This is a genomic window from Bradyrhizobium jicamae, assembly GCF_001440395.1.
GTDB classification, from domain to species: Bacteria; Pseudomonadota; Alphaproteobacteria; order Rhizobiales; family Xanthobacteraceae; genus Bradyrhizobium; species Bradyrhizobium jicamae.
Genome location: NZ_LLXZ01000027.1, coordinates 63,319 through 90,110 on the forward strand (window position 1 = coordinate 63,319; position 26,792 = coordinate 90,110).

Here is a 26,792-nt window from a genome sequence, read left to right on the forward strand (position 1 = left end):
CCTTGTCGACCTCGCGCTTGAAGGCATCCGACATCCGCTGCAACCGCGCCGTCGACAGCCCGATCGTTTCCGGCTTGGCATCGGGAAGAGAGGGGGTCTGGAGGGCGGGGGTCTGCCGGGCGGTGGCGGTCTGCGCGTTCATGGTCTCTCCCGTTGCGCTTGTTGCTTATAGGATACCAACTCTGGAGCAGAAGACGTGCTTTGGGTAGGGCGTAAAGCCGCTTCGCCCTTGCATTCGGGGCATGCCCTATGCTTGAAACAGCGCGAACCGACGCACGCGCCGGTTCCCTGCAGGAGTGTAGCTCAATTGGTAGAGCACCGGTCTCCAAAACCGGGGGTCGCAGGTTCGAGCCCTGCCACTCCTGCCAGCTAAATCCAGCCAAATCAAAGACTTGACCGAAGCTCCGGCGGCAGCTCCTAAACTAGCTGAAGAACGCGGTGAGGACCGCGAGATCCGATCGCGCCGGAGCTTCACCCCGCAGATCGGCATCGATCACCCGCCGGCATGCATCCACCGTGAAGGTATCGCCGAGGTCGTTTGCCGCGTCGAGAACGGTCCAGGCCGTCTCGCCCGCGGGCCCTTCCAGTTCTTGGCCTAACAGTGCCATGGTCATCTCGCCCCTGTGGAGCATCCAGACTAGCCGAGGGCCTTTAAAATCCGGATCGCGGCACGATGAGCATTTGAGGCAAGGCGGGTACCCGGGATTAACCACGGGCATCCGGCTTGTTTTCCCGCCGGTCGGGGACCCGCGGCACCCCGTACCTTGACCTTTTGCCCCGCCGGCAGTAGATACCCGCCACCTGCTGCCGGCCCGCTAGACGCGGATATCCGGCGCGGCTTTGAATTCCCCCGAACAATCGAGCCCGCTTGGCGGCTCATCCTTCGAGAGAGGGCTGGGCGTAAGAAGGCTGTTCGGAATCGCTTTAAATCGCAATCGTCTCACGAAGGACGCGGTAACCAACGATGGCTTTCAGCCCGTTCAAATTCCTGCAGGAAGTGCGCTCGGAGACCGCCAAGGTCACCTGGCCGACTCGGCGCGAGACGACGATCACCACGATCATGGTGTTCGTGATGGTTGCATTGGCTTCGATCTTTTTCTTCCTGTCGGATTTGATCATCCGCTACGTCGTCACCTTCCTGCTGGGCGTTCACTGATGAGCACCGGAACCCAAACGATGGACAAGCGCTGGTATATCGTTCACGCCTATTCGAATTTCGAAAAGAAGGTCTCTGAATCGATCCGCGAGCAGGCCAAGCAGCGCGGACTCGAGGACTTGTTCGACCAGGTGCTGGTGCCGACCGAAAAGGTCACCGAGGTACGCCGCGGCCGCAAGATCGACGCCGAGCGCAAGTTCTTCCCGGGCTACGTGCTGGTGAAGATGAAGCTGACCGACGAAGCGTTCCATCTCATCAAGAACACGCCCAAGGTGACCGGCTTCCTCGGCGCCGAAAACAAGCCGATGCCGATCTCCGAGTCCGAGGCGATGCGGATCCTGCATCAGGTGCAGGAAGGCGTCGAACGTCCGAAGGCGTCGGTGTCGTTCGAAATCGGCGAGAACGTCCGCGTGGCCGATGGTCCGTTCGCGTCGTTCTCCGGTGTGGTTGAAGAAATTGACGAGGCGCGTTCGCGCGTGAAGGTCGCGGTGTCGATCTTCGGCCGCGCCACGCCCGTCGAACTGGAATTCGGTCAGGTCGAGAAGGTCTGATCGTAACACGCGAGGCCTGGTCCTCGTGTGAATGAGGCCGTGGGAGGGAGAGGGCGGTCGCCAACCGCGCTTGAACCGAACCACGGAACCTGAACCAGCCGGCAACCTGCCGGCGCAACAGGAGTGATACATGGCAAAGAAAGTGACCGGATACCTGAAGCTTCAGGTCCCGGCCGGTGCGGCGAATCCTTCGCCCCCGATCGGTCCCGCGCTTGGTCAGCGCGGTCTCAACATCATGGAATTCTGCAAGGCGTTCAACGCCCAGACGCAGAAGGAAGAAAAGAACACCCCGATCCCGGTGATCATCACCATCTATGCGGACCGTTCCTTCACCTTCGAGATGAAGACGCCGCCGATGTCCCACTTCCTCAAGCAGGCCGCCAAGATCCAGTCCGGTTCGAAAGCTCCGGGCCGCGACAAGGCCGGCAAGGTGACGAAGGCGCAGGTGCGCGAGATCGCCGAGAAGAAGATGAAGGATCTCAATTGCGACACCATCGAATCGGCCATGAAGATGGTCGAGGGCTCCGCCCGTTCGATGGGTCTGGAAGTTGCGGGGTAACGGACCATGGCAATCGGAAAACGTTTGAAGAAGGTCCGTGAAGGCATCGACCGCGAGAAGCTCTATCCGCTCGCGGATGCCATCAAGATGGTCAAGGAACGCGCCACCTCGAAGTTCGACGAGACGATCGAGATCGCGATCAACCTCGGCGTCGACCCGCGTCACGCCGACCAGATGGTTCGCGGCGTCGTCAACCTGCCGAACGGCACCGGCCGCACGCTGCGCGTCGGCGTGTTCGCCCGCGGCGCCAAGGCGGAAGAAGCCAAGGCCGCCGGTGCTGACGTCGTCGGCGCCGAAGACCTGGTCGAGAAGGTGCAGGGCGGCAACATCGATTTCGACCGCTGTATCGCCACCCCCGACATGATGCCGCTGGTCGGCCGCCTCGGTAAGGTGCTTGGTCCGCGCGGCATGATGCCGAACCCGAAGATCGGCACGGTGACCATGGACGTCGCCTCCGCCGTGAAGGGCGCCAAGGGCGGATCGGTCGAGTTCCGCGTCGAGAAGGCCGGCATCGTGCAGGCCGGCGTCGGCAAGGCGTCGTTCTCCGAAGAGAAGCTGGTGCAGAACGTGAAGGCACTCGCGGACGCGGTGTCGAAGGCCAAGCCGGCCGGCGCCAAGGGCACCTACATCCAGCGCGTGGCGGTCTCCTCCACCATGGGTCCGGGCGTCAAGGTCGAGCCGGGCACGCTGCTCGGCTAAGGCCTTGCCATTGACGTGAATAATAAAGGGCGGAATCGGGCGACCGATTCCGCCCTTTGCGTTTGCTGTCGGTTTTGCGTAATCGTCGGCCGGCCGGACTTGCCAAGAAAGAACAACAATGCCCGAGAGAGTCCTGATCTATTCGCGTTTTCCCAAAGCCCAGATGGAGCGCTTCGGCCAGCGCTATGAATTGCTGAACGCTGCCGGCAAGGCGCCCAACGAGGTGTTTTCTTCCGATCAGCTTGCCGATATTCGCGCGTTGATCACCGCGGGCGGCACAGCGCTTCGCGGCGACGCGATGGACATGATGCCGAAACTGGGCGCGATCGTCTGCTACGGCACCGGCTATGACGGTGTCGATCTGGCGGCGGCGGCGAAGCGCAAGATCGCGGTCGGACACAGCCCGGGCGCCAATGCGGCCTCCGTTGCCGACATCGCGGTCACGCTGATGCTGGCAGCGACGCGGCGATTGCTGGTGGCGGATGATTATGTGCGCGGCGGGAGCTGGGCGGCGGCAAAACCGTCGCCGATGATGCGTCCCCAGGCCGGGATGCTCGGCCGCAAAATCGGTGTCTACGGCATGGGCGAGATCGGCCGCAAGATCGCGGCGCGGGTCGCCGCGTTCGAGACCGAGGTCGGCTATTTCAGCCGCAGCCGGCACGACGTGCCGTATCAGTATTTTTCAAGCCTCGACGCACTGGCGGAATGGTGCAGCGTGCTGATGATCGCGGTGCGGGCGGGCGCGGACACCAATCACGCGGTCGATGCCAATATCCTGAAGAAGCTCGGCAAGGATGGTTACGTCGTCAACATCTCGCGCGGCTCGGTGATCGACCAGCCGGCGCTGATTGCGGCGCTGTCCGACCAGACCATCGCCGGCGCCGGCCTCGATGTTTACGCGAAGGAGCCCCATGCTCCGGATGCGCTGACGGCGCTGCCCAATGTCGTGCTGTCCCCGCACATCGGCGGCCATACGCTGGAGTCGCATGTGGCGATGCAGGACTGCGTGCTGGCCAATCTCGACGCGTTCTTCGCGGGCAAGCCGCTGCCTTACACGGTGCCTCCAGGCTGAGGCTTCAGTGCATCCCGGCAGTCGGCAGGTGCCGCAGCTTGTCGGGATTGCGGACGATATAGATCGCAGCGATTTTCTCGCCTGATATCGCCATGCTCAGGGTGAGATCGAGTTCGCCGTCCAGATAGAGCAGGGCTCCCGCGGCACCATTGATGACAGCCGGCGCGATACGGACATCCTGGCCGGCAATCTTGCCGGCGAGGCCGACAAAGAAGCGCGCGACCTTGTCGGCGCCGATGATCGGATTGAGCGCCGCGAATTTGCGGCCACCGCCATCGGTGATGGCAACGGCATCCTCGCGCAGCAATTCGGCCAACTGCCTGACGTCACCGCTGGCAACCGCGTCGCTGAAAGCCTGCAGGAGGCGTGCGTGACTGTCAGGCGTTGCCGCAGGCGCCGGGCGGTCGTCGCGCACCGCGCGGCGGGCCCGCGACGCCAGTTGTCGGCAGGACGCCTCGGTGCGGTCGAGCATGGCGGCGATTTTGGGAAACGGTGTATCGAACACGTCGTGAAGCAGGAAGGCCGCGCGTTCCATCGGTGACAGCCGGTCCAGCGCCAGCAGCAATGCGAACGACAGGTCGTCGGCCAATTCGGTGGCGGCGTCGGCCGACAGGCCCTCCGCATCGAACACGGGCTCGGGAAGCCACGGCCCGACATAGATCTCCCGCTGTGCCTTCGCGCTCTTCAAGCGATCGAGACAAAGCCTCGTCACGACGGTGACGAGAAAGGCTTCTGCGTTGTGAACATCCTGCGCGCCGGCAAACCGCAGATAGGCGTCCTGCACGACGTCTTCGGCGTCGCTGCGGCTGCCGAGCATCCGGTAGGCGAGCCCGAGCAGGCGCCCGCGATGGGGCGCCAGCGGATCGTTCTCATGCGGCCTGTTTGACGACATCGACATTGTGCCCGCTTACCGAAACGCGGCGGCACTCCTTGGCATAGCCGAGGCCTGCCTTCACCATCGGGAACATGCGGCCGAGCTGCAGCGCCATCGTCAGGTCTATAACGCCTTTCGGGCCCCATTGGGCCGTGACGGCGTCGCGAAACTCATCGTCATCGGCCGAGCGGCGCACCACCGCGTCGGCGAAGCGGAACCCGAGCATGGTCGCGTCATTCATCGCGCGGGGATCGCGGCGAAGCACCGCTTCGATCTGGTCCTTGGGCATGCCGGCTTCCAGCGCCATGTCGACGACGAGTTGCGTACAGGGGCCGCAATCCTCCGCCAGCGCGCCGACGATCTTGGCGGCGAAGCTGGCATCGGCCGGGACCACCTCGCGGTGGGCGGCGGCCTTCATCAGCGGCGCGAACTTGAAGAGGGCAGTAGGGGAAAAGTTCAGCATCATTTCGAGATAGCTGACGTCGTATCCATACCGTTTGGCAAATGCGCGCAAGCTGCGGCGCGCGATCCAACTACGCATGTTGTTCTCCTTGGTTGGGGAAGGCGGAATAGAGCGCGACTGCGGCGGGCAGAACGATCGCGAGAAGGTCGAAGGCGGGGTAATGGCTGTGGCCGCTGACCAGGATCGCCACGTGGAGCAGGGCGTGAACGGCGAGGAAGCCGGCGCCCGCAACGGCCGCCGGCCAGTACCGCGGCCGCCATGCCCGCGCGGCCAGCGCGAGGCCCGCCACGAGGAAGGCAGCGCCGATGTCCTGGACGAAATGTGGGTTAAAGGGTCCGGTATCCCGCACCCCCGGCACGGTTTCATACCAAAACGGGCCGGCCACGAGCATGATCAGGCCGTTCAGAACGGTCGGTATTGCCAGAATCGCTGCCAATTGACGCCGCATCGGGAACCTCCTGGAGCCAAGACGAGGCAGGCGACCCCGGTGTGACGGAACCCGTCAAAAAATTCCGGAAATTTTTCTCTGGCTGGCGGGGTAAACTGGTGCGAATTTTGCTCTTGGCAAAAAGGGCGAGACCCGGTAAACAATGGCTTCCGGGCGTGCTGGCCATTGCTGGCACGTCCGTGCGCGCATTCCGAAAACCCGACACGGTAGGAGATCATTCCTTTCAGGACGTCCGCATGGATTGCTCGAAAGGAAGGAAACCTCATCGTTTCGTGGAATGCGGCAGGGGTCCTTCGGCTTGCCGAATGTCCTCGATCCTGTCCGAGACTGCAGGCGCCCGCGAAGAAACGCAAGTTCTTCAACGGCTTAATCTTACGGCCTGCATAGACGGGTGAAGACCGGATTTTGCTTTAACGCCGCCTCTCGCGGCGCCATGGCTGATTTGGTTCGAACCTCGACACCCCGCGCCATCTGGTTCGGGAGGGCAGGCTTTTCAAATGTCGTCTGCCCGGCGTGTCCTGAAGACTGGTGTCTAGAGGTCAGGTTTTGGGCGAGACGATGGGTGCAACCCGGCGGTCTTGCTCTTGCGAAGGCCGCCAACCGGAGAGAGCTTGCTGTGGAAAGAGCGGCAAAAAAGGACGCGGTTGAGGCGCTGAACGGGGTCTTCAAGACCACCAGCGTCGCAGTCGTTGCCCACTATTCCGGCCTCACCGTGGCCCAGATGCAGAAGCTGCGCATGCAGATGAAGCAGGCGGGCGCGTCGGTGAAGGTCTCGAAAAACCGTCTCGCCAAAATTGCTCTTGAAGGCACTGACGTCGTTGCCATCGGCTCCCTGCTGAAGGGACCGACCGTGATCGCCACTTCTAACGATCCGGTAGCGGCGCCGAAGGTTGCCATGGAATTCGCCAAGGCGAACGAAAAGTTCGTCATTCTCGGCGGTTCGATGGGTAAAACCGTCCTGGATGTGAACGGCGTGAAGGCGCTTGCCTCGCTGCCGTCCCTCGATGAACTGCGCGGAAAGCTTGTCGGCCTCCTGGTGGCGCCGGCAACCAAGATCGCTCAGCTCTCGACTGCGCCCGCGGCCAAGCTCGCGCGCGTCATTCAGGCTCATGCCTCAAAGGGCGAAGCGGCCTGACCCTTCGCTAATCTCAAACCTGGTTCGAAACCAAACGTTTAAGGAAATAGATCAATGGCTGACTTGCAGAAAATCGTCGACGACCTCTCGAGCCTCACCGTGCTCGAAGCCGCCGAACTCGCCAAGCTCCTCGAAGAAAAGTGGGGCGTTTCCGCCGCTGCCGCCGTCGCGGTTGCCGGCCCCGCCGCTGGCGGCGCTGCCGCTGCTCCGGCTGAAGAAAAGACCGACTTCACGGTCGTTCTCGCCGCTGCCGGCGACAAGAAGATCGAGGTCATCAAGGAAGTCCGCGCCATCACCGGCCTGGGCCTCAAGGAAGCCAAGGACCTCGTCGAAGGCGCTCCGAAGCCGCTAAAGGAAGGCGTGAACAAGGAAGAAGCCGACAAGATCAAGGCCCAGCTCGAAAAGGCTGGCGCGAAGGTCGAGCTGAAGTAACGCGAGTTATTTCGCAAAATCCCGGGCGAGCGTCAGCGAGGCCCGGGATGGATCTGTGCAAAGTTCGTGCGATGGGGTAACCCGGAACACGGTGTACACAAAAAAGTGTGGGGATTCGCGGGGTTAGCTCCTCGAATCTCCACGTTTCCGCCCCATATCGGGGCGGCAGCAGGAAAAGGCGGTAGGCGGCGGGGGCAGCAGGGTTCCCGGCGTAAGCCGTTGGGAGACAGTCAGATTTCGGGCTTTCTCAGTCCGTGAAGTGATCAGTTGTGACGGGCGGGTGCAGTCATGCGCCCCGCGCGTCGTTTTGCGTTTTGAAGGTCTAAGGTGCGGGTTCAGGACTTAATTCCTGAAAGTGGGCTTTGTTCCTTTCGAGCGATTCGACATTCAACCCGGGGGCGATGGCAGTCGCGCTTCGGAAGGTTCGCCCACAAGGGCGACGAAAATGAGAGGCCACGATGGCGCAGCAGACATTCACCGGTCGCAAACGCGTTCGCAAGTTCTTCGGACACATCAAGGAAGTCGCCGAGATGCCGAACCTCATCGAGGTTCAGAAGGCGTCGTATGACCAATTCCTGATGGTCGAGGAGCCTCAGGGCGGCCGGCTGGACGAAGGTCTGCAGGCGGTGTTCCGCTCGGTATTCCCGATCTCGGATTTCTCGGGCACCTCGATGCTGGAATTCGTCCGCTACGAATTCGAGCCGCCGAAATATGACGTCGACGAGTGCCGCCAGCGCGGCATGACCTATGCTGCGCCGCTGAAGGTGACGCTGCGCCTGATCGTGTTCGATATCGACGAGGAAACCGGCGCCAAGTCGGTCAAGGACATCAAGGAGCAGGACGTCTACATGGGCGATATCCCGCTCATGACCATGAACGGCACCTTCGTCGTCAATGGCACCGAGCGCGTCATCGTTTCCCAGATGCACCGTTCGCCCGGCGTGTTCTTCGATCACGACAAGGGCAAGACCCATTCGTCCGGCAAGCTTCTGTTTGCCGCGCGCGTGATTCCGTATCGCGGTTCCTGGCTCGACATCGAGTTCGACGCCAAGGACATCGTGTTCGCGCGCATCGACCGCCGCCGCAAGATTCCCGTGACCTCGCTGATGTACGCGCTCGGTCTCGACGGCGAGACGATCCTGTCGACCTTCTACAAGAAGATCAATTACAAGCGCGCCAAGGAAGGCTGGCGCGTGCCGTTCGACGCCTCGCGTTTCCGCGGCTACTCGACCATCAACGACCTGATCGACGCCGACACCGGCAAGGTCGTGCTCGAGGCCGGCAAGAAGCTGACCGTGCGCGCGGCGCGCCAGTTGCAGGAGAAGGGCCTGAAGGCGCTTCGCCTGTCGGATGAAGAACTGGTCGGCAATTATCTCGCCGAGGATCTCGTCAATCCGAAGACCGGTGAAATCTACGCCGAAGCCGGTGAGGAACTGACCGAGAAGTCGCTGAAGGCGCTGAACGAGCAGGGCTACAAGGAACTGCCGCTGCTCGACATCGACCACGTCAATGTCGGCGCCTACATCCGCAACACGCTGAATGCCGACAAGAACATGACGCGTGAAGACGCGTTGTTCGACATCTACCGCGTGATGCGTCCGGGCGAGCCGCCGACGATCGATTCGGCCCAGACCATGTTCCAGTCGCTGTTCTTCGACGCCGAGCGTTACGACCTGTCCGCGGTCGGCCGCGTCAAGATGAACATGCGCCTCGAACTCGACGCGCCCGACACCCATCGCACCCTGCGCAAGGAAGACATCCTGGCCGTCATCAAGACGCTGGTCGATTTGCGCGATGGCAAGGGCGAGATCGACGACATCGACCATCTCGGCAACCGCCGTGTGCGTTCGGTCGGCGAACTCATGGAGAACCAGTACCGCATCGGTCTGCTCCGCATGGAGCGCGCGATCAAGGAGCGCATGTCGAGCGTCGACATCGACACCGTGATGCCGCAGGACCTGATCAACGCCAAGCCGGCGGCTGCCGCCGTGCGCGAGTTCTTCGGCTCCTCGCAGCTCTCGCAGTTCATGGATCAGACCAACCCGCTCTCGGAGATCACCCACAAACGCCGTCTCTCGGCGCTTGGCCCGGGCGGTCTGACCCGCGAGCGCGCCGGCTTCGAAGTCCGCGACGTGCATCCGACGCATTACGGCCGTATCTGCCCGATCGAGACGCCGGAAGGTCCGAACATCGGCCTGATCAACTCGCTGGCGACGTTCGCGCGCGTCAACAAGTATGGCTTCGTCGAAACGCCCTATCGAAAGGTGAAGGACGGCCGCGTCACCGACGAGGTCGTGTATCTCTCGGCGATGGAGGAGGGCCGCTATCGCGTCGCGCAGGCCAACGTGCCGCTCGACGCCAAGGGCCGCTTCACCGAAGACCTGATCGTCTGCCGTCACGCCGGCGAAGTGCTGCCGATCACGCCTGACAAGGTCGACTATATGGACGTGTCGCCGAAGCAGCTCGTTTCGGTGGCCGCGGCGCTGATTCCGTTCCTCGAGAACGACGACGCCAACCGCGCGCTGATGGGCTCGAACATGCAGCGCCAGGCGGTGCCGCTGGTTCGCGCCGAGGCGCCGTTCGTCGGCACCGGCATGGAAGGCGTGGTGGCCCGTGACTCCGGCGCTGCGATCGCCGCCCGCCGTTCGGGCGTGATCGACCAGATCGACGCCACCCGCGTGGTTATCCGCGCCACGGAAGATCTCGATCCCACCAAGTCGGGCGTCGATATCTACCGGCTGATGAAGTACCAGCGTTCCAACCAGTCGACCTGTATCAACCAGCGTCCGCTGGTGAAGGTCGGCGACATCGTCAAGAAGGGCGACATCATCGCCGACGGTCCGTCGACCGATCTCGGCGAGCTCGCGCTCGGCCGCAACGTGCTGGTCGCGTTCATGCCGTGGAACGGCTACAACTTCGAAGACTCGATCCTGCTCTCCGAGCGGATCGTGAAGGACGACGTCTTCACCTCGATCCACATCGAGGAGTTCGAGGTGATGGCCCGCGACACCAAGCTCGGACCTGAGGAAATCACCCGCGACATTCCGAACGTTTCGGAAGAAGCGCTGAAGAACCTCGACGAAGCCGGCATCGTCTATATCGGCGCCGAAGTCCGCGCCGGCGACATCCTAGTCGGCAAGATCACGCCGAAGGGCGAAAGCCCGATGACGCCGGAAGAAAAGCTCCTGCGCGCCATCTTCGGCGAAAAGGCTTCCGATGTCCGCGACACCTCGCTCCGCGTGCCTCCGGGCGTGCAGGGCACCATCGTGGAGGTGCGCGTGTTCAACCGCCACGGCGTCGACAAGGACGAGCGTGCGCTGGCGATCGAGCGGGAAGAGATCGAGCGTCTGGCCAAGGACCGCGACGACGAACAGGCGATCCTCGATCGCAACGTCTACGGCCGCCTCGCGGAGCTCCTGGAAAACCGCCAGGGCATCGCGGGTCCCAAGGGCTTCAAGAAGGACACCAAGATCACGCGCGCCGTGCTCGACGAGTATCCGAAGTCGCAGTGGTGGATGTTTGCGTCCCCCAACGACAAGCTGATGGCCGAAATCGAGGCGATGCGGAAGCAGTACGACGAATCGAAGAAGGGCCTTGAACAGCGCTTCCTCGACAAGGTCGAAAAGCTGCAGCGTGGCGACGAACTGCCGCCCGGCGTGATGAAGATGGTCAAGGTCTTCGTCGCGGTGAAGCGCAAGATCCAGCCCGGCGACAAGATGGCCGGCCGTCACGGCAACAAGGGCGTGGTGTCCAAGATCGTTCCGATCGAGGACATGCCGTTCCTCGAGGACGGTACGCATGCGGACATCGTGCTCAATCCGCTCGGTGTGCCCTCGCGCATGAACGTCGGCCAGATTCTGGAGACGCATCTCGGCTGGGCCTGCGCAGGCCTCGGCAAGCGCATCGGCCAGACCATCGACGGCTATTATCAGAAGCAGGACCTCAAGCCGCTGCGCGAGACCCTGAAGAAGATCTATGGCGACGATGAAACCATCAAGACGCTGAACGACAACGAGCTGATGGAGCTTGGCAAGAACCTGAGCCACGGCGTGCCGATCGCAACGCCGGTGTTCGACGGCGCCAAGGAAGCCGACATCGAGGAGATGCTGAAGCTCGCGGGCTTCGACGCCTCCGGCCAGTCGACCGTCTATGACGGCCGCACCGGCGATGCCTTCGATCGCAAGGTGACGGTGGGCTACATCTACATGCTCAAGCTGCACCATCTGGTCGACGACAAGATCCATGCGCGTTCGATCGGTCCGTACTCGCTCGTTACCCAGCAGCCGCTGGGCGGCAAGGCGCAGTTCGGCGGACAGCGTTTCGGCGAAATGGAGGTGTGGGCGCTGGAAGCTTACGGCGCGGCCTACACGCTGCAGGAAATGCTGACCGTGAAGTCGGACGACGTCGCCGGCCGTACCAAGGTGTACGAGGCGATCGTGCGCGGCGACGACACGTTCGAGGCGGGTATTCCGGAATCGTTCAACGTGCTGGTCAAGGAAATGCGCTCGCTCGGCCTCAACGTCGACCTGCACAATTCCAAGATGGGACCGGCGCCGACGTCCGAGGCGGCCGAGTAACACGAGGATTTCATGCCCGGCGCTTCGCCGGGCATTCGCGCTCGGCTCGGACGTTGAGCGGGGCGCGCACTAAAAGAGTTTCGAATTTGCTGCCGGTGACGATCGGCACGCGAGGAGAAGACGATGAACCAAGAAATTATGAATCTCTTCAATCCGACGACTCCGGCCCAGGTCTTCGACCAGATCCGGATCTCGATTGCGTCCCCGGAGAAGATTCTGTCCTGGTCCTACGGCGAGATCAAGAAGCCGGAGACCATCAACTACCGGACCTTCAAGCCGGAGCGCGACGGCCTGTTCTGCGCCCGCATCTTCGGGCCGATCAAGGATTACGAGTGCTTGTGCGGCAAGTACAAGCGCATGAAGTACAAGGGCATCATCTGCGAAAAGTGCTCGGTCGAAGTGACGCTGTCTCGCGTCCGTCGCGAGCGCATGGGCCATATCGAACTGGCCGCGCCCGTTGCCCACATCTGGTTCCTGAAGTCGCTGCCGTCCCGCATCGGCCTTCTGCTCGACATGACGTTGAAGGATCTCGAGCGGATCCTGTACTTCGAATACTACGTCGTGCTGGAGCCGGGCCTGACCGCGCTCAAGGATCGTCAGCTGCTGTCGGAAGACGAGTATCTGAAGGCGCAGGACGAATACGGCCAGGATTCCTTCACCGCCATGATCGGCGCGGAAGCGATCCGCGAGCTGTTGAAGGGTCTTGAGCTCGAAAAGCTCGAGCAGTCGCTGCGCGCCGAGATGCAGGAGACCGAGTCCGACATCAAGCACAAGAAGCTCGCCAAGCGCCTGAAGATCGTCGAGGCCTTCCGCTATTCCGGTAACAAGCCGGAGTGGATGATCCTGACCGTGGTGCCGGTGATTCCGCCGGACCTGCGTCCGCTGGTGCCGCTCGACGGCGGCCGCTTCGCGACCTCTGATCTCAACGACCTCTACCGCCGCGTCATCAACCGCAACAACCGCTTGAAGCGGCTGATGGAGCTGCGCGCGCCCGACATCATCATCCGCAACGAAAAGCGCATGCTGCAGGAGGCCGTCGACGCGCTGTTCGACAACGGCCGCCGCGGCCGCGTCATCACCGGCGCCAACAAGCGCCCGCTGAAGTCGCTTGCCGACATGCTCAAGGGCAAGCAGGGCCGCTTCCGTCAGAACCTGCTCGGCAAGCGCGTCGACTATTCGGGCCGTTCGGTGATCGTGGTCGGTCCCGAGCTGCGCCTGCATCAGTGCGGACTGCCGAAGAAGATGGCGCTCGAACTGTTCAAGCCGTTCATCTATTCGCGGCTCGACGCCAAGGGCCTGTCCACCACCGTCAAGCAGGCGAAGAAGCTGGTCGAGAAGGAGCGTCCCGAGGTCTGGGATATCCTCGACGAGGTGATCCGCGAGCATCCGGTGCTGCTCAACCGCGCGCCGACGCTGCATCGCCTCGGCATTCAGGCGTTCGAACCGGTGCTGATCGAAGGCAAGGCGATCCAGCTTCACCCGCTGGTCTGCGCCGCCTTCAACGCCGATTTCGACGGCGACCAGATGGCCGTGCACGTTCCGCTGTCGCTGGAAGCGCAGCTGGAAGCGCGCGTCCTGATGATGTCGACCAACAATATCCTGCACCCCGCGAACGGCCAGCCGATCATCGTGCCGTCGCAGGACATCGTGCTCGGCCTCTATTACCTCTCGATCATGCGTGAAGGCCTGCCCGGCGAGGGCAAGATCTTCGGCGACATGGCCGAGCTTGAGCACGCCCTGCATTCGAAGGTCATCCACCTCCACACCAAGATCAAGTACCGGTGGGAAGGCGTCGACGAGAACGGCAAGCAGGCCAAGCGCTGGATCGAAACCACCGCGGGCCGCGTCATGCTCGGCAACGTGCTGCCGAAGAACTCGAAGATTTCGTACGACATCATCAACAAGCTGATGACCAAGCGCGAAATCTCCGGCGTGATCGATCAGGTCTACCGTCACTGCGGTCAGAAGGAGACGGTGATCTTCTGCGACCGCATCATGGCGCTCGGCTTCTACAACGCGTTCAAGGCCGGCATCTCGTTCGGCAAGGACGACATGGTCGTTCCGCACTCGAAGTGGAAGATCGTCGACACCACCCGTACGCTGGCGAAGGATTTCGAGCAGCAGTACAATGACGGTCTGATCACCCATGGCGAGAAGTACAACAAGGTGGTCGACGCCTGGTCGAAGGCGACCGAAGAAATCGCCAAGGAGATGATGAAGGAAATCTCCTCGACCAAGAAGACGCCGAAGGGTGCCGACGCTGACATCAACTCGATCTACATGATGGCGCATTCGGGCGCGCGCGGTTCGCCGGCCCAGATGCGTCAGCTCGCCGGCATGCGCGGCCTGATGGCGAAGCCGTCGGGTGAGATCATCGAGACGCCGATCATTTCCAACTTCAAGGAAGGTCTGTCGGTGCTCGAATACTTCAACTCGACCCACGGCGCCCGCAAGGGTCTCGCGGACACCGCGTTGAAGACCGCGAACTCCGGTTACCTGACCCGCCGTCTGGTCGACGTGGCGCAGGACTGCATCATCACGCAGGACGATTGCGGCACCAAGCTAGGCATCAAGATGCGCGCCATCGTCGACGCCGGCACCGTCGTCGCTTCGCTGGCCTCGCGTATTCTCGGCCGCGTTGCGGGCGAGGATCTGCGCGATCCCGCGTCCAACAAGGTCGTGGTCAAGCGCGGCACGCTGATGGAAGAGTCGCATGTCGACGCCATCCAGCAGGCCGGCATCCAGGAAGTGAAGATCCGCTCGGCGCTGACCTGCGAACTGGTCAACGGCATCTGCGGCAAGTGCTACGGCCGCGATCTGGCCCGCGGCACGCCGGTCAACCACGGCGAGGCGGTCGGCGTCATTGCCGCCCAGTCGATCGGTGAACCCGGCACGCAGCTGACGATGCGCACGTTCCACATCGGCGGCGCAGCGCAGATCAACGAGCAGTCGTTCGTCGAATCGAACTTCGAGGGCAAGGTCATCATCAAGAACAAGTCCATCGCCCGTAACAGCGAAGGTCACTTGATCGCGATGGTCCGCAACATGGTCGTTGCCATCGTCGATGCCGACGGCACCGAGCGTGCGACCCACCGCATTCAGTACGGCGCGCGCATGCACGTCGACGAAGGCGACATGGTCAAGCGCGGCCAGCGCATTGCGGAATGGGATCCGTACACCCGTCCGGTCCTCACCGAAGTCGAAGGCACCATCGGGTTCGAGGATCTGGTGGAAGGGCAGTCGATCTCGGAAACGCTCGACGAATCCACCGGTATCGCCAAGCGCGTCGTCATCGACTGGCGTGCGTCGCGTGGCGGTGCCGACCTGCGTCCGGCCATTGTGGTCAAGGGCAAGGACGGCAAGGTGCTCAAGCTCGCGCGTGGCGGCGATGCCCGCTACATGCTGTCGGTCGACGCCATTCTGTCGGTGGACACCGGCGCGAAGGTCAAGGCCGGCGACATCCTGGCGCGTATCTCGACCGAAAGCGCCAAGACCCGCGACATCACCGGCGGTCTGCCGCGGGTGGCCGAACTGTTCGAGGCCCGCAAGCCAAAGGACGCGGCCATCATCGCGGAAATCGCCGGCACGATCCGCTTCGGCCGCGACTACAAGAACAAGCGCCGCATCTCGATCGAGCCGATGGACAAGACCGAGGAGCCGCGCGAGTACCTGATCCCGAAGGGCAAGCACATCCATCTGCAGGACGGCGACATCGTCGAAAAGGGCGATTTCATCGTCGAAGGCAATCCGGCGCCGCACGACATCCTGGCGATCAAGGGCATCGAGGAACTCGCTGCCTATCTGGTCAACGAAATCCAGGAAGTCTACCGGTTGCAGGGCGTGCTCATCAACGACAAGCACATCGAGGTGATTGTCCGTCAGATGCTGCAGAAGGTCGAAGTCACCGACCAGGGCGACACCGACATGATCTCGGGCGAGCAGGTCGACAAGATCGAGTTCGATGCGCTCAACCTGAAGGCCAAGGAAGAGGGCAAGAAGCCCGCCACGGGAACGCCGGTTCTGCTCGGCATCACCAAGGCGAGCCTGCAGACCCGCTCGTTCTTCTCGGCGGCCTCGTTCCAGGAGACCACCCGTGTGCTCACCGAAGCCGCCGTCAACGGCAAGGTGGACCCGCTGGAAGGCCTCAAGGAGAACGTCATTGTCGGCCGGCTGATCCCGGCGGGCACCGGCGCCTCGATGGCCAAGATCCGCGAAGTCGCGGTCAAGCGCGACAAGCTGATCCTCGACGAGCGCGAAAAGCAGTCGACGATCGTGCCGACCGCTCCGGAAGCCGAACCGCTGGCGCTGCCGCCGGCGGAGTAAGGGTTCCGTCAGGTTCCACTCAACGAGAGAGCCGGCTGCGAAGCCGGCTTTTTCTTTGTGCGAAGGGCGAGCGATCTTGCGCTTCACCCAGATGGGGGACGCCTGCTATCAAGTCGGCGGGGGGCGTCCTGCCACAACGGTAATAGTTGCTCATGAGCGAGATGGCTCATCTCGAATCCTTGATCGATCGCATCTACGAGGCGGGGCTCGTTCCTTCCCGGTGGCCGGCCCTGCTTGGTGAACTCAGTGCCACGGTCGGCGGCAATGGCGGCTTTCTCTTCGGCGTGCGGGACGGCTACACAAGCGCGGTCAATTCCGTCGAATATGACCAGCTGATGCCGGTGTTCCTTGGAGAGGGATGGAGCGAGCGCGATCCCAACCTGCCGCGCGCCATCGCTCTCAATCACGCAGGTTTCGTCACCGACTTCGATCTCCTCTCCGAGGAGGAGATTGCGACCAACGACGTCTATTGCAATTTCTACCGCAAGCACGGCCTCGGCTACCGGGCCGGCACGATCATCCCGATGCCGAGCGGCGATTCGATTGCAATCGTCGTGCCGCGGCATCAGGATCACGGGCCGGTGCCGCGAGAAGTCGTCACCTTGCTGGATGGGCTGCGGCCGCATCTGGCCCGGGCGTCGCTGGCGGCAAATCGCCTTGGCTTCGAGCGCGCCCGCGCGCAGGCTGATGCCTTGCAGGTGCTGGGTCTGCCGGGCGCGGTGCTGCGCGGGCGCGGCCGGGTATTCGCCGCCAACGGCCTGTTCGAGGCGCTGGTCCCTTCGCTGTTCCAGGATCGGATCGAGCGCGTCACGATGACGGATGTCACGGCGGACGCGATGCTTGCGGAGGCGCTCGGCCCAAAATCTCTTGCCGATGGCCGGACCGTGAAGTCGATCCCGGTCGCTGCGACGGCAACCCGCGTGCCGATGGTGCTGCATGTCATCCCCGTGCGCGGCGATGCGCGCGATATCTTCACGCAGGCCACCGCGCTGTTGGTGGTGACCCCGGTCGATCGTGCGGTGGTGCCGACCTCGGAGGTGCTGCAAGGCCTGTTCGACCTGACGCCGGCGGAAGCGCGCGTGGCGCGGGGCATCGGCCAGGCTGAAACCGTCGAGGCACTGGCCGACGCGACCGGCGTTAACCGGGAAACGGTGCGCAGCCAGCTCAAGGCCGTGCTCTCGAAGACCGGTCTCTCGCGCCAGCAGGAGCTTGTCAGCCTACTTGCCGGCAAGGCATTCCGTGGCAGCTAGAGCACACCGGCCGGCCCATCTGCTGGCCGAATAGGGCATCCGCAAGAATACGGTGCTAAGACAAATGGCCGGCACAAGCCGGCCTTTTTGCTGCTTTCTTTCATTGCTGCGTTGCGAGGACCTGCTTTGTTCATCTTCCCTTCAGGGTGAAAAGCGCTTTTGCTTGCGGTTTAGACCGGCTGCTTTCCAATACGCAGGGGGGCCGGGAGGGCGACGGAAACGACATGTTGGATCTTGCAATCGTAGGCGGCGGCCCGGGCGGGCTGATGAGCGCCTGGTATCTGAAGAAAAAGCTCGGCGATCTCTGCCGTGTCACCATCTACGAGGCGTCCGACCGCGTCGGGGGCAAGATCGTCTCGCGCAAATTCGATTCCGCGCCGGCGATGTATGAAGCGGGCGTCGCGGAAATCTATGACTACTCGATGACCGGCCCGGATCCCCTGCGGGAACTGATCCAGCATTTCGGCCTGCAGACGATCCCGATGGATGCCGAGCAGGTGCAACTCGACGGCGAATTGCTCGGAGATGTTCCCGGCATGCGTCGCAAATACGGCGCGAAAACCGCCGCCGCGATCGAAGCCTTCCGCAAGCGCTGCTCCGACCTGGTATCGCCGATCGAGTATTACGAGGGCGTCGGTGCCCACGACAACGAGCACCCCTGGGCCTACATGACCTGCGAGGAAGTGCTCGACAAGGAAGTCGACGATCCCACCGCCAAGCGCTTCCTCAAGGTGATGGCGCGCTCCGACATCGCAACCGAAAGCCACAATACCAACGGCCTGAACGCGCTAAAGAACTTCGTGATGGACATCGACGGCTATATCGGCCTGTATTCGATCCAGAACGGCAACGAGCAGTTGATCGAGTGCCTGCGCTCGGAAGTCGATGCCGATATCCAGCTCAATCATCGCGTGCTGAAGGTCGGAAAGACCGCTGCCGGCCGCTACCAGCTCAACATGATGAACGGGAAGGGGCCGGAGACGAGGGATTTCGATCTCGTGCTGATGTGCCTGCCGCATTCCTGGCTCGCCACCATGCGCTGGGACGGCGAAGACCTGCGCAAATCGATGGTCAAGCACGTCGCCTATTTCGACCGGCCCGCGCATTATTTGCGCGTGTCGATCCTGTTCGACGAACCGTTCTGGGGCGAGAAGATCCCCGGTGCCTGGTTCATGTCGGAAGCGTTCGGCGGCTGCTGCGTCTACAACGAGGGCGCCCGCCACGACGTCGGCAAGCACGGCGTGCTCAACTGGCTGATCGCGGGCTCGGACGCGCTGGCGTTTGCCAATCTGAGCGACCAGGAACTGATCGACGCCGCGCTGAAATCGCTGCCGGCCTCGCTCGGCAACGCCCGCGACCATTTCATGGAAGGCAAGATTCACCGCTGGCTGTCGTCGGTGAACGCGCTGCCGGGCGGCCTGCCGGTGCGCGACGTCATGACCAACCATCGGCCCGAACCGAAAGAGCATCCCGGGATCGTCGTGGTCGGCGACTACCTGTTCGATTCGACGCTGAACGGTCTGCTCGATTCTTCCGACGCCGCGACCGATATCATCCTGACCGAGATGATAAGATTGCGCCGCGCCCATGCGCAGCAAGGCGATGCGTCGTCCGACAAGATCGACCGCAGCTATTTCGAGAATTACCGTGGGCTCGGCCCCTATAGCGAAGTCTGGAGCCGGTTTACCGATCCGGCCTATCTGACCGACCTGATCAAGATCGTCTGGAACAGGGCCAAGGGCTACAAGCTGCTCGTTGCGGGCTCCGCCAGCGGCGAACTGGTCGGCGCGCTGCGCGAACGCGGCATCGATGCCTGGGGCATCGAAAACAACAAGGCGATCCACGCCAGGACACCGAAGGCGCTGCGCAAGTTCAACAAGCTGGGCTCCATCGTCGACATGCCGTTCAAGGACGACGAGTTCGACTTCGTGTTCGAGACCAGCCTGTGCCACGTCTCCGAAAAGCAGGTCCCGCGCGCGGTGCGCGAACTCAACCGCGTCGTCAAGACCGGGCTGGTGTTCGGGTCGGTGACATCTGACATGGCCCCCGCACTGATCGACCGCTACGATCTGTTGCGCGGCGTGAAGAAGCTTGGCACCTGGTGGGAATGGTCCGAATTGTTCTTCGGCAATGGCTTCGACCTTTCGATGCACCGCCGCGATTGCACCGATGCGGTGTGGGCGGCGACGCTGGCGGCCAACAAGGGGCCGGGGCAGTGGTACGCCGACGCCGACAGTCTGCGCTATTCGTTCTTCGACAAGGTCGAATCGGACGATTGAGGTCCGGCCGGCCCGATGAATCAGGGCCGCTCGTTCCAAATATTTTGCCGAATTGATCCCGTTCGCATAGGATCGCCGCGGTAGCGTTTTTGCGCTGCCGCGTTCGATTTGCGGTCAGGCCGGCCGTGCAGCATCGGTTGGTTTCATGGCGCCCAAGCCTCCTTCTTCGGATGATCGGAATCCCGTTCCGGCTGATGATCCGGAGCTCACGAAGAAGCTTATGCTGGAGACTGTCGCGCCGCCGACCGGCGGCAAGGCCGCGCCTGCCGATGACGCCGACAAGGGCGACAAAGCCGACAAGAACGACGAGCTGGACCTCGACGACGATGATGATGACGAGGACCTCGTCGTCTTCACCGCCAAGGAAGCCGCCGGCGCGATGGCGACGATCTACGGCTTCACCAAGCCGTATCTCGGCAACTACAGAAAACTGCTGGCCTTCGTGACCTTCGGCGTCCTGGTCGAGACGCTGTTCAACGTCATCATGCCGTTGAGCCTGAAATTCCTGATCGACGATGCGCTCGGCGAGGAGGATTTCCAGGCGCTCTACAAAATCCTCGGCGTGCTCGCCGTTGCCGGCATCATCACGTCGATCATTGCGGTCTGGTACGAGAAATGGGACGCGCGGCTGGCCGCGGGCGTCATCGCCGACGTGCGGACGCGGCTGTTCGAGCACGTCCAGAACCTGCCGGCGTCATATTTCGCCCGGACCAAGCGCGGCGAGATTCTCTCGCGATTCTCGATTGACCTCGCGGCCTATGAAAGCTCGGTCAAGACCTTCGCCAACAGCGCGGCGCTGCCGTTTTTGGAACTGATCGCCGGCATCATCCTGATGCTGTTTTTGAATTGGCAGCTTGCGGCGGTCGCCTTGCTGATATTCCCGATTACGCTGATCGGGCCGAGGATCCTGACGCCAAAGGCGGTGCAGGCGAATTACGAGCAGAAGCTCAACGAATCGGCGCTGCTCGGAACGGTGCAGGAAAACGTGGCGGCGCAGGCGGTGATCAAGGCGTTCAGCCTGCAGCGCCGCACGCTCGGCTGGTTCACCATGCGCAACCAGGATGTGCGCATCAAGACCGCGTCCGCCGTGTTCCTGTCGACCATGGTGGAGCGCACCGTCACCATTTCGGTGCTGTTGCTGCATCTCGTGGTGCTGGCGATCGGCGCCTATCTCGCCACCAAGGGCCAGATCACCATCGGCACCTTCGTCACTTTCGAGAGCGCGTTCTGGGAGGTGTCCTACAACATCGCCCATTTGATGCACTTCATTCCAGTGTCGATCCAGTCGGCGGCGGCGGTGCGGCATATCCAGGAACTGCTGGATGAGCCGACGCGCGGCGCCGACCGTGCGGGCGCGCCCGATCTGCCGCGCATCACCAACGACATCAGCTTCGAGCGTGTCACCTTCGCCTATGAAGGCAGCGAGACGCCGGTGCTCGACAATTTCAGCCTCAAGCTCGATGTCGGCAAGCGCATTGCGATCGTCGGCCCCAGCGGCTCGGGCAAGAGCACGTTGCTCAACCTGATCCTGCGGCTCTACACGCCGGACGAGGGGCGGGTGGCGATCGACGGCGTCGATATCCGCCGCGTGACCCGCGAATCCCTGCGCAGCGGTATGGCCATCGTGTTCCAGGAGAACATGCTCTTCAACATGACGATCCGCGAGAACATCCGGCTCGGCAAGGAAGGCGCCAGCGACGCGGAGGTCGAGGAAGCTGCGCGCAAGGCCGAGATCCACAGCTACATCATGAGCCTGCCGCAGAAATACGACACAGCGGTCGGCGAGCGCGGCGATACGCTGTCGGGCGGCCAGCGCCAACGCATCGCGATCGCACGCGCTATCATCCGCAATCCGTCGCTGCTGCTGCTCGATGAAGCGACCTCGGCGCTCGACCAGACCACGGAAGCGGCGATCAACCGCACGCTGCTCAACGTGGCCGAGGGGCGCACCATGATCTGGTCGACCCACCGCCTGACGTCGGTGGTCGAGATGGACGAGATCATCGTGATTTCAGGCGGCCGGGCCATCGAGCGCGGCTCGCATGCGCAACTGCTCGCAGCCAATGGCGTCTATCGCAAGCTCTGGGACGACCAGGGCCGCACGCCGCACAACGCCGCGTCTCAGGCCGACGACGACAATGAAGACGATGACGATGACGACGAGGAGTGAGCAGGGCGGCTTGAGTCCGCACTGGCCCGGCTGCGCATCCGCCGCAAGGCGCCTTCGCCGAACCACGCCAGGAAGCGCGCCCAGCGCTGTGCCCGCCAGTATGGCCCGTTCTCGATCGTGAGCTTGCGGAAACTGATCGCTTTCCCCATCGACCAGGCGTCGCAGGCTTGCTTGACCGGATCGTCGTAGAAGGAAGCGATCTTGGCTTCGCTCATGCCTTCGCTGGCAAGCCAGGCGGGGATGTGGACGTTGCAGAGCTGCGCCACGTCGGTGAACACCTTGTCGGTGCCGGTGCCGGTAACCGGGCAGGTGGCCGCAAAGGCGTCGCCGACCAGGACAATGCCGGGTTGGCGATAGCCGGTCGAGACATAGACATCGGCCGGGCGGATCTTGACGTTGCCGGCCACGGCATATTCGCCGGTGATCCGGCGCAGCCGCGGCAGCACCGCGTTCATGGTTTCGACCGGCCTGTGCCGCATCTCGCGCAGCCAAGGGTCGTCGACCTCGCGGTAGACGAAAAGGTTGGCCCGCATCCGATTTCCGATCGGGAACAGCGTCACATAGGCCACGCGCTCCTTCGTCCGTTCCGAAAAATAGGTCAAAGCGGGGAATTCGAAGGCCGGGCGGCCGACCGGTACGAGGTCGAATCCGATCGAGATCGAATGGCTGGCGCTGATCACCTGGCGCTCGATACCGAGATTTCGACGCAGCCCTACGCTCAGTCCATTGGCCAGCACCACCAGCCGCGCCGAGATGGTCTCGCCATCGGACAGCGTCACCGTCTGTCGCTCCGCGCTGGTCGCGACATCGGTCACCTTGGCGTAGACGAGTTCGGCCGGAGGCTGGATTTCGGCGCGGACCGCGCCGATCAGCGCGTCATACATGATGCCGTATTGGCGGCTCGGCTTCTTGTCGAGGAGATAGCCGAATCGCGCGATCCAGTTTTCCCCGTCATGGGTGGCCGAACGCAGCACCGAATCGGCGATTCCGGTCCGGTAGAAGCGGTCGAGCTGTTCGTCGCCGCTGATTTTTTCGACGCGGAAGTCGAAGGGATAGACCTGATGCGGATCGATCAGGACGGTCGGAATTCCTGCTCGTCCGAGCATGGCGGTCGCGGTCGAGCCGGCGAGGCCGCCCCCGATGATCGCAATGTCGGTGTATTTCATATGGAATCTCGGCCGGGGTGCGACATTTTTGCACACCGAAAAGCAAACAAATGCTTAGTCGGAACTCCGGCTTTCTACTGAGAGAGGCCAGAATAATGTTTCTGGATGTATTTATCCGGGTAAAATATGCGACTCGATCGGCGCAGGGCAGGACGGGAAGTCGCCTATTTCGGACTTCCCGAATTCAGGCGAAGCGCTGAATCCGCTACCCCCACAGGCATTTCCAGCGTTCTCGTTTCGCTTGACTTAGCTATCCACCGCTTATAGAAGACGGCCACTTAACGACAGGCGGTGAGCAACGCCAGCGTCGGAACGGAACACCCTTTCAAATCCTTCTGGACTAGAGACGGGCACCAACCTCGACGAATGCCGCTCAAACGCTGTCGATATATTGCTAGGCAATGCCAGGACGATTTTAGTTCTCTTGAGCACGTCCTCTTGAGAGTGAACTCGGATGCATGACCTCGGAAGCAGGCCGGACAGCGACCGCTGATCGGCCTTCAATCGCGGTCCTCTGTGGCGTCGAAGCGCTTTCCGCTCAGCGATGAGCGGTTGGCGCGATTTCGTTTTGCGCGGATGTTTCTTTCTGCGCAAAGCGGGCCGAACGGAACGGCTAGTTCCGAGAAGAATTTGCGAAAGCCATTCAAGGTTTCGCGTGAACTAAAGGGTGAAGGCTACATGCCGACGATCAACCAGCTGATCGCAAATCCGCGTACGGTACAGAAGTCGCGCAAGAAGGTGCCGGCGCTGCAGCAGTCGCCGCAGAAGCGCGGCGTTTGCACGCGCGTCTACACCACGACCCCGAAGAAGCCGAACTCGGCGCTTCGTAAGGTCGCCAAGGTACGCCTGACCAACGGCTTCGAGGTGATCGGCTACATCCCGGGTGAAGGCCATAACCTTCAGGAGCACTCGGTGGTCATGATCCGCGGCGGCCGCGTCAAGGACTTGCCCGGCGTTCGCTACCACATCCTCCGCGGCGTCCTCGATACCCAGGGCGTCAAGAACCGTAAGCAGCGTCGTTCGAAGTACGGCGCAAAGCGTCCGAAGTAAGCGGGAACAGATACGATGTCTCGTCGCCATTCTGCCGAAAAGCGTGAAGTCAACCCGGATCCGAAGTTCGGGAACATCATCATTACGAAGTTCATGAATTCGATCATGTACGACGGCAAGAAGTCCGCCGCCGAAAACATTGTCTACGGCGCGCTTGCCATGATCGAGGCCAAGACCAAGCAGGGGCCGCTCACGGTGTTCGAGCAGGCGCTGGAAAACGTCATGCCGACCATCGAAGTGCGGTCGCGCCGCGTCGGTGGCGCCACCTACCAGGTGCCGGTCGAAGTCCGCTCGGTTCGCCGTCAGGCGCTGGGCATTCGCTGGCTGATCACCGCGGCGCGCGAGCGTAACGAAAAGACGATGACGGAGCGGCTCTCGGCCGAGCTGCTCGACGCGTCGAACAACCGGGGGAACGCTGTCAAGAAGCGTGAAGACGTGCACCGGATGGCGGAAGCCAACCGAGCCTTCTCGCATTATCGCTGGTAACGGCGAAGAACGGATTTAAGGAACAGCCCATGCCCCGCCAACATGCCATCGAGGACTACCGTAACTTCGGTATCATGGCGCATATCGACGCCGGCAAGACCACGACCACCGAGCGCATCCTCTATTACACCGGCAAGAGCCACAAGATCGGCGAAGTGCACGAAGGTGCCGCGACGATGGACTGGATGGAGCAGGAGCAGGAGCGTGGCATCACGATCACCTCGGCTGCCACCACCGCGTTCTGGAACGGCAAGCGCCTGAACATCATCGACACCCCCGGCCACGTCGACTTCACCATCGAAGTCGAGCGGTCGCTGCGCGTGCTCGACGGCGCCGTGTGCGTGCTCGACTCCAACCAAGGTGTCGAACCGCAGACCGAAACCGTCTGGCGCCAGGGCGACAAGTACAAGGTTCCGCGCATCGTCTTCGCCAACAAGATGGACAAAACCGGCGCCGACTTCTTCAAATGTCTCGCCGACATCGTTGACCGCCTCGGCGCCAAGCCGATCGCGATCCAGCTTCCGATCGGCGCCGAGAACAATTTCAAGGGTCTCGTCGACCTCGTGAAGATGCAGGGCATCATCTGGAACGATGAATCGCTCGGCGCGAAGTTCGATTACGTCGACATCCCGGCCGACCTCGTCGACCAGGCCAAGGAATACCGCGAGAAGATGGTGGAAGCCGCCGTCGAGCTCGACGACGATGCCATGGCCGCCTATCTCGACGGCAAGGAGCCGGATGAAGCGACCCTGAAGCGCCTGATCCGCAAGGCCGTGCTGACCGGCGCGTTCTATCCCGTGCTGTGCGGCTCCGCGTTCAAGAACAAGGGCGTGCAGCCGCTGCTCGACGCCGTGGTCGACTATCTGCCGTCGCCGATCGACGTGCCCGCGATCAAGGGCACCGACGATGACGGCAACGAAGTGGTGCGCAAGGCCGACGACAAGGAGCCGCTGGCTCTGCTCGCGTTCAAGATCATGGACGACCCGTTCGTCGGCACCATCACCTTCTGCCGCATCTATTCGGGCATCCTGCAGTCGGGCACCGGCGTGGTGAACTCGACCCGCGAGAAGAAAGAACGTATCGGCCGCATGCTGTTGATGCATGCGAACAACCGCGAAGACATCAAGGAAGCCTATGCCGGCGACATCGTCGCGCTGGCTGGCCTGAAGGAAGCGCGCACCGGTGACACGCTGTGCGATCCCGACAAGCAGGTCATCTTGGAAAAGATGGAATTCCCGGAGCCGGTGATCGAAATCGCGATCGAGCCGAAGTCGAAGGCCGACCAGGAAAAGCTCGGTGTCGCGCTGGCGAAGCTCGCCGCCGAAGATCCGTCGTTCCGCGTGTCGACCGACCAGGAGTCCGGCCAGACCATTCTCAAGGGCATGGGCGAACTCCATCTCGACATCAAGGTCGACATCCTCCGCCGTACCTACAAGGTCGACGCCAACATCGGCGCGCCGCAGGTGGCGTTCCGCGAGCGGGTCACCAAGCGCGCTGAAGTCAAGTACACGCACAAGAAGCAGACCGGTGGTACCGGTCAGTTCGCCGAAGTGTCGATCATCGTGGAGCCGAACGAGCCCGGCAAGGGTTACGAGTTCGAGTCCAAGATCGTCGGCGGCGCGGTGCCGAAGGAATACATCCCCGGCGTCGAAAAGGGCCTCAACAGCGTGATGGGCTCGGGCGTGGTCGCCGGCTTCCCGGTGGTCGACGTCAAGGTCCAGCTGGTCGACGGCAAGTATCACGACGTCGACTCGTCGGCGCTGGCCTTCGAAATCGCATCGCGCGCTGCGTTCCGCGAAGCGCTGACGAAGGGCAAATCTGTTCTGCTCGAGCCGATCATGAAGGTCGAGGTGGTGACCCCGGAAGACTATACCGGTTCGGTCATCGGCGACCTGAATTCACGGCGCGGCCAGATCCAGGGCCAGGACATGCGCGGCAACGCCAACGTCATCAACGCCATGGTGCCGCTGATGAACATGTTCGGGTACGTGAATAACCTGCGCTCGATGAGCCAGGGGCGCGCGACCTTTACGATGCAATTCGATCACTACGCTGAAGCGCCGGCGAACGTGTCGGCAGAAGTCCAGAAGAAGTTTGCCTGA

At 62.4% G+C, this 26,792-nt stretch carries 20 protein-coding genes, 1 tRNA gene and 1 pseudogene; 16 read left to right on the forward strand and 6 right to left on the reverse strand.

Features of this window, described 5'->3' with window-relative positions; all coding sequences use genetic code 11:
• Positions 1–142: pseudogene (locus CQ12_RS46015) on the reverse strand (serine hydrolase); the annotation flags it as partial.
• Positions 143–292: 150 nt separating this feature from the next.
• Here CQ12_RS46015 and CQ12_RS04885 point away from each other — a divergent pair.
• Positions 293–368 (forward strand) — tRNA-Trp (locus CQ12_RS04885).
• 54 nt (positions 369–422) lie between these two features.
• On the opposite strand, the gene CQ12_RS04890 is transcribed toward CQ12_RS04885, so the two are convergent.
• Positions 423–608: a hypothetical protein gene (locus CQ12_RS04890; RefSeq protein ID WP_430642183.1), complete on the reverse strand. Its 186-nt coding sequence runs from the start codon at positions 606–608 to the stop codon at positions 423–425.
• Between the two features lie 356 nt (positions 609–964).
• On the opposite strand from CQ12_RS04890, the gene secE reads away from it, so the two are divergent.
• From secE to CQ12_RS04915, 5 genes are all read left to right on the forward strand, one after another.
• A complete protein-coding gene (gene secE / locus CQ12_RS04895) occupies positions 965–1,156 on the forward strand; it encodes a preprotein translocase subunit SecE (protein WP_057834227.1) in 192 nt (63 codons plus the stop codon).
• 20 nt (positions 1,157–1,176) lie between these two features.
• Entirely contained in the window at positions 1,177–1,707 is a 531-nt protein-coding gene (nusG, locus tag CQ12_RS04900) for a transcription termination/antitermination protein NusG (RefSeq protein ID WP_057834304.1), read from the forward strand.
• Between the two features lie 130 nt (positions 1,708–1,837).
• Entirely contained in the window at positions 1,838–2,266 is a 429-nt protein-coding gene (rplK, locus tag CQ12_RS04905) for a 50S ribosomal protein L11 (protein WP_057834228.1), read from the forward strand.
• Between the two features lie 6 nt (positions 2,267–2,272).
• A complete protein-coding gene (gene rplA / locus CQ12_RS04910) occupies positions 2,273–2,965 on the forward strand; it encodes a 50S ribosomal protein L1 (RefSeq protein WP_057834229.1) in 693 nt (230 codons plus the stop codon).
• Between the two features lie 118 nt (positions 2,966–3,083).
• The gene (locus tag CQ12_RS04915; protein ID WP_057834230.1) at positions 3,084–4,037 is read left to right on the forward strand and encodes a 2-hydroxyacid dehydrogenase; all 954 of its coding nucleotides are present in this window, start codon (positions 3,084–3,086) and stop codon (positions 4,035–4,037) included.
• A 4-nt stretch (positions 4,038–4,041) separates the two neighbouring features.
• Here the strand turns inward: CQ12_RS04915 and sigJ are convergent, their stop codons facing one another.
• From sigJ to CQ12_RS04930, 3 genes are read right to left on the reverse strand one after another with little or no spacing between them, the layout of a single operon-like run.
• The gene (sigJ, locus tag CQ12_RS04920; RefSeq protein ID WP_057834231.1) at positions 4,042–4,935 is read right to left on the reverse strand and encodes an RNA polymerase sigma factor SigJ; all 894 of its coding nucleotides are present in this window, start codon (positions 4,933–4,935) and stop codon (positions 4,042–4,044) included.
• Positions 4,907–5,452, reverse strand: a complete 546-nt coding sequence (locus tag CQ12_RS04925; RefSeq protein ID WP_057834232.1) for a carboxymuconolactone decarboxylase family protein — start codon at positions 5,450–5,452, stop codon at positions 4,907–4,909. The genes sigJ and CQ12_RS04925 overlap by 29 nt, the downstream gene beginning before the upstream one ends.
• Positions 5,445–5,822 (reverse strand): hypothetical protein, encoded by a 378-nt coding sequence (locus tag CQ12_RS04930; protein WP_057834233.1) that lies wholly within the window; start codon positions 5,820–5,822, stop codon positions 5,445–5,447. Before CQ12_RS04930 ends, CQ12_RS04925 begins: the two co-directional genes overlap by 8 nt.
• A 616-nt stretch (positions 5,823–6,438) precedes the next feature.
• On the opposite strand from CQ12_RS04930, the gene rplJ reads away from it, so the two are divergent.
• The 7 genes from rplJ to CQ12_RS04965 all read left to right on the forward strand — a co-directional run bounded on the left by rplJ (position 6,439) and on the right by CQ12_RS04965 (position 21,988).
• Positions 6,439–6,957 carry a 50S ribosomal protein L10 gene (gene rplJ, locus CQ12_RS04935; protein ID WP_057834234.1) on the forward strand — a complete coding sequence of 173 codons (519 nt, stop codon included), beginning with the start codon at positions 6,439–6,441 and terminating at the stop codon, positions 6,955–6,957.
• A gap of 54 nt (positions 6,958–7,011) precedes the next feature.
• Positions 7,012–7,389, forward strand: coding sequence for a 50S ribosomal protein L7/L12 (gene rplL, locus CQ12_RS04940; protein WP_016847588.1), 378 nt, complete (start codon positions 7,012–7,014; stop codon positions 7,387–7,389).
• A gap of 458 nt (positions 7,390–7,847) precedes the next feature.
• A complete protein-coding gene (rpoB, locus tag CQ12_RS04945; protein ID WP_057834235.1) occupies positions 7,848–11,966 on the forward strand; it encodes a DNA-directed RNA polymerase subunit beta in 4,119 nt (1,372 codons plus the stop codon).
• 123 nt (positions 11,967–12,089) lie between these two features.
• The gene (rpoC, locus tag CQ12_RS04950) at positions 12,090–16,289 is read left to right on the forward strand and encodes a DNA-directed RNA polymerase subunit beta' (RefSeq protein WP_057834236.1); all 4,200 of its coding nucleotides are present in this window, start codon (positions 12,090–12,092) and stop codon (positions 16,287–16,289) included.
• A gap of 152 nt (positions 16,290–16,441) precedes the next feature.
• Positions 16,442–17,539 carry a helix-turn-helix transcriptional regulator gene (locus CQ12_RS04955; RefSeq protein WP_057834237.1) on the forward strand — a complete coding sequence of 366 codons (1,098 nt, stop codon included), beginning with the start codon at positions 16,442–16,444 and terminating at the stop codon, positions 17,537–17,539.
• A 224-nt stretch (positions 17,540–17,763) separates the two neighbouring features.
• Positions 17,764–19,818, forward strand: coding sequence for an FAD-dependent oxidoreductase (locus CQ12_RS04960; RefSeq protein ID WP_057834238.1), 2,055 nt, complete (start codon positions 17,764–17,766; stop codon positions 19,816–19,818).
• A 220-nt stretch (positions 19,819–20,038) separates the two neighbouring features.
• Positions 20,039–21,988 carry an ABC transporter ATP-binding protein gene (locus CQ12_RS04965; protein ID WP_430642184.1) on the forward strand — a complete coding sequence of 650 codons (1,950 nt, stop codon included), beginning with the start codon at positions 20,039–20,041 and terminating at the stop codon, positions 21,986–21,988.
• On the opposite strand, the gene CQ12_RS04970 is transcribed toward CQ12_RS04965, so the two are convergent.
• Positions 21,940–23,154 carry an FAD-dependent oxidoreductase gene (locus CQ12_RS04970; protein WP_057834240.1) on the reverse strand — a complete coding sequence of 405 codons (1,215 nt, stop codon included), beginning with the start codon at positions 23,152–23,154 and terminating at the stop codon, positions 21,940–21,942. The two genes, CQ12_RS04965 and CQ12_RS04970, sit on opposite strands and share 49 nt — an antisense overlap.
• 678 nt (positions 23,155–23,832) lie before the next feature.
• Here CQ12_RS04970 and rpsL point away from each other — a divergent pair.
• Genes rpsL through fusA form a run of 3 tightly spaced genes read left to right on the forward strand, consistent with a single transcriptional unit; the run spans position 23,833 to position 26,792 of the window.
• On the forward strand, positions 23,833–24,204 hold the full coding sequence (gene rpsL / locus CQ12_RS04975; protein WP_027536823.1) for a 30S ribosomal protein S12: 372 nt from the start codon (positions 23,833–23,835) through the stop codon (positions 24,202–24,204).
• 15 nt (positions 24,205–24,219) lie between these two features.
• Positions 24,220–24,690, forward strand: a complete 471-nt coding sequence (rpsG, locus tag CQ12_RS04980; protein WP_028349061.1) for a 30S ribosomal protein S7 — start codon at positions 24,220–24,222, stop codon at positions 24,688–24,690.
• Positions 24,691–24,719: 29 nt separating this feature from the next.
• Entirely contained in the window at positions 24,720–26,792 is a 2,073-nt protein-coding gene (fusA, locus tag CQ12_RS04985) for an elongation factor G (protein WP_057834241.1), read from the forward strand.

Excerpts from the sequence above, each read along its gene's own strand:
- CQ12_RS04925 (WP_057834232.1), bottom strand. The coding sequence starts at position 5,452 with ATGCGTAGTTGGATCGCGCGCCGCAGCTTGCGCGCATTTGCCAAACGG.
- CQ12_RS04960 (WP_057834238.1), top strand. The coding sequence starts at position 17,764 with ATGTTGGATCTTGCAATCGTAGGCGGCGGCCCGGGCGGGCTGATGAGC.
- CQ12_RS04970 (WP_057834240.1), bottom strand. The coding sequence starts at position 23,154 with ATGAAATACACCGACATTGCGATCATCGGGGGCGGCCTCGCCGGCTCG.
- sigJ (WP_057834231.1), bottom strand. The coding sequence starts at position 4,935 with ATGTCGATGTCGTCAAACAGGCCGCATGAGAACGATCCGCTGGCGCCC.
- secE (WP_057834227.1), top strand. The coding sequence starts at position 965 with ATGGCTTTCAGCCCGTTCAAATTCCTGCAGGAAGTGCGCTCGGAGACC.
- rpoC (WP_057834236.1), top strand. The coding sequence starts at position 12,090 with ATGAACCAAGAAATTATGAATCTCTTCAATCCGACGACTCCGGCCCAG.
- CQ12_RS04965 (WP_430642184.1), top strand. The coding sequence starts at position 20,039 with ATGCTGGAGACTGTCGCGCCGCCGACCGGCGGCAAGGCCGCGCCTGCC.
- rplK (WP_057834228.1), top strand. The coding sequence starts at position 1,838 with ATGGCAAAGAAAGTGACCGGATACCTGAAGCTTCAGGTCCCGGCCGGT.
- rpsL (WP_027536823.1), top strand. The coding sequence starts at position 23,833 with ATGCCGACGATCAACCAGCTGATCGCAAATCCGCGTACGGTACAGAAG.
- CQ12_RS04955 (WP_057834237.1), top strand. The coding sequence starts at position 16,442 with ATGAGCGAGATGGCTCATCTCGAATCCTTGATCGATCGCATCTACGAG.
- nusG (WP_057834304.1), top strand. The coding sequence starts at position 1,177 with ATGGACAAGCGCTGGTATATCGTTCACGCCTATTCGAATTTCGAAAAG.
- CQ12_RS04915 (WP_057834230.1), top strand. The coding sequence starts at position 3,084 with ATGCCCGAGAGAGTCCTGATCTATTCGCGTTTTCCCAAAGCCCAGATG.
- rpoB (WP_057834235.1), top strand. The coding sequence starts at position 7,848 with ATGGCGCAGCAGACATTCACCGGTCGCAAACGCGTTCGCAAGTTCTTC.
- rplA (WP_057834229.1), top strand. The coding sequence starts at position 2,273 with ATGGCAATCGGAAAACGTTTGAAGAAGGTCCGTGAAGGCATCGACCGC.
- rpsG (WP_028349061.1), top strand. The coding sequence starts at position 24,220 with ATGTCTCGTCGCCATTCTGCCGAAAAGCGTGAAGTCAACCCGGATCCG.
- CQ12_RS04890 (WP_430642183.1), bottom strand. The coding sequence starts at position 608 with ATGGCACTGTTAGGCCAAGAACTGGAAGGGCCCGCGGGCGAGACGGCC.
- rplL (WP_016847588.1), top strand. The coding sequence starts at position 7,012 with ATGGCTGACTTGCAGAAAATCGTCGACGACCTCTCGAGCCTCACCGTG.
- CQ12_RS04930 (WP_057834233.1), bottom strand. The coding sequence starts at position 5,822 with ATGCGGCGTCAATTGGCAGCGATTCTGGCAATACCGACCGTTCTGAAC.
- fusA (WP_057834241.1), top strand. The coding sequence starts at position 24,720 with ATGCCCCGCCAACATGCCATCGAGGACTACCGTAACTTCGGTATCATG.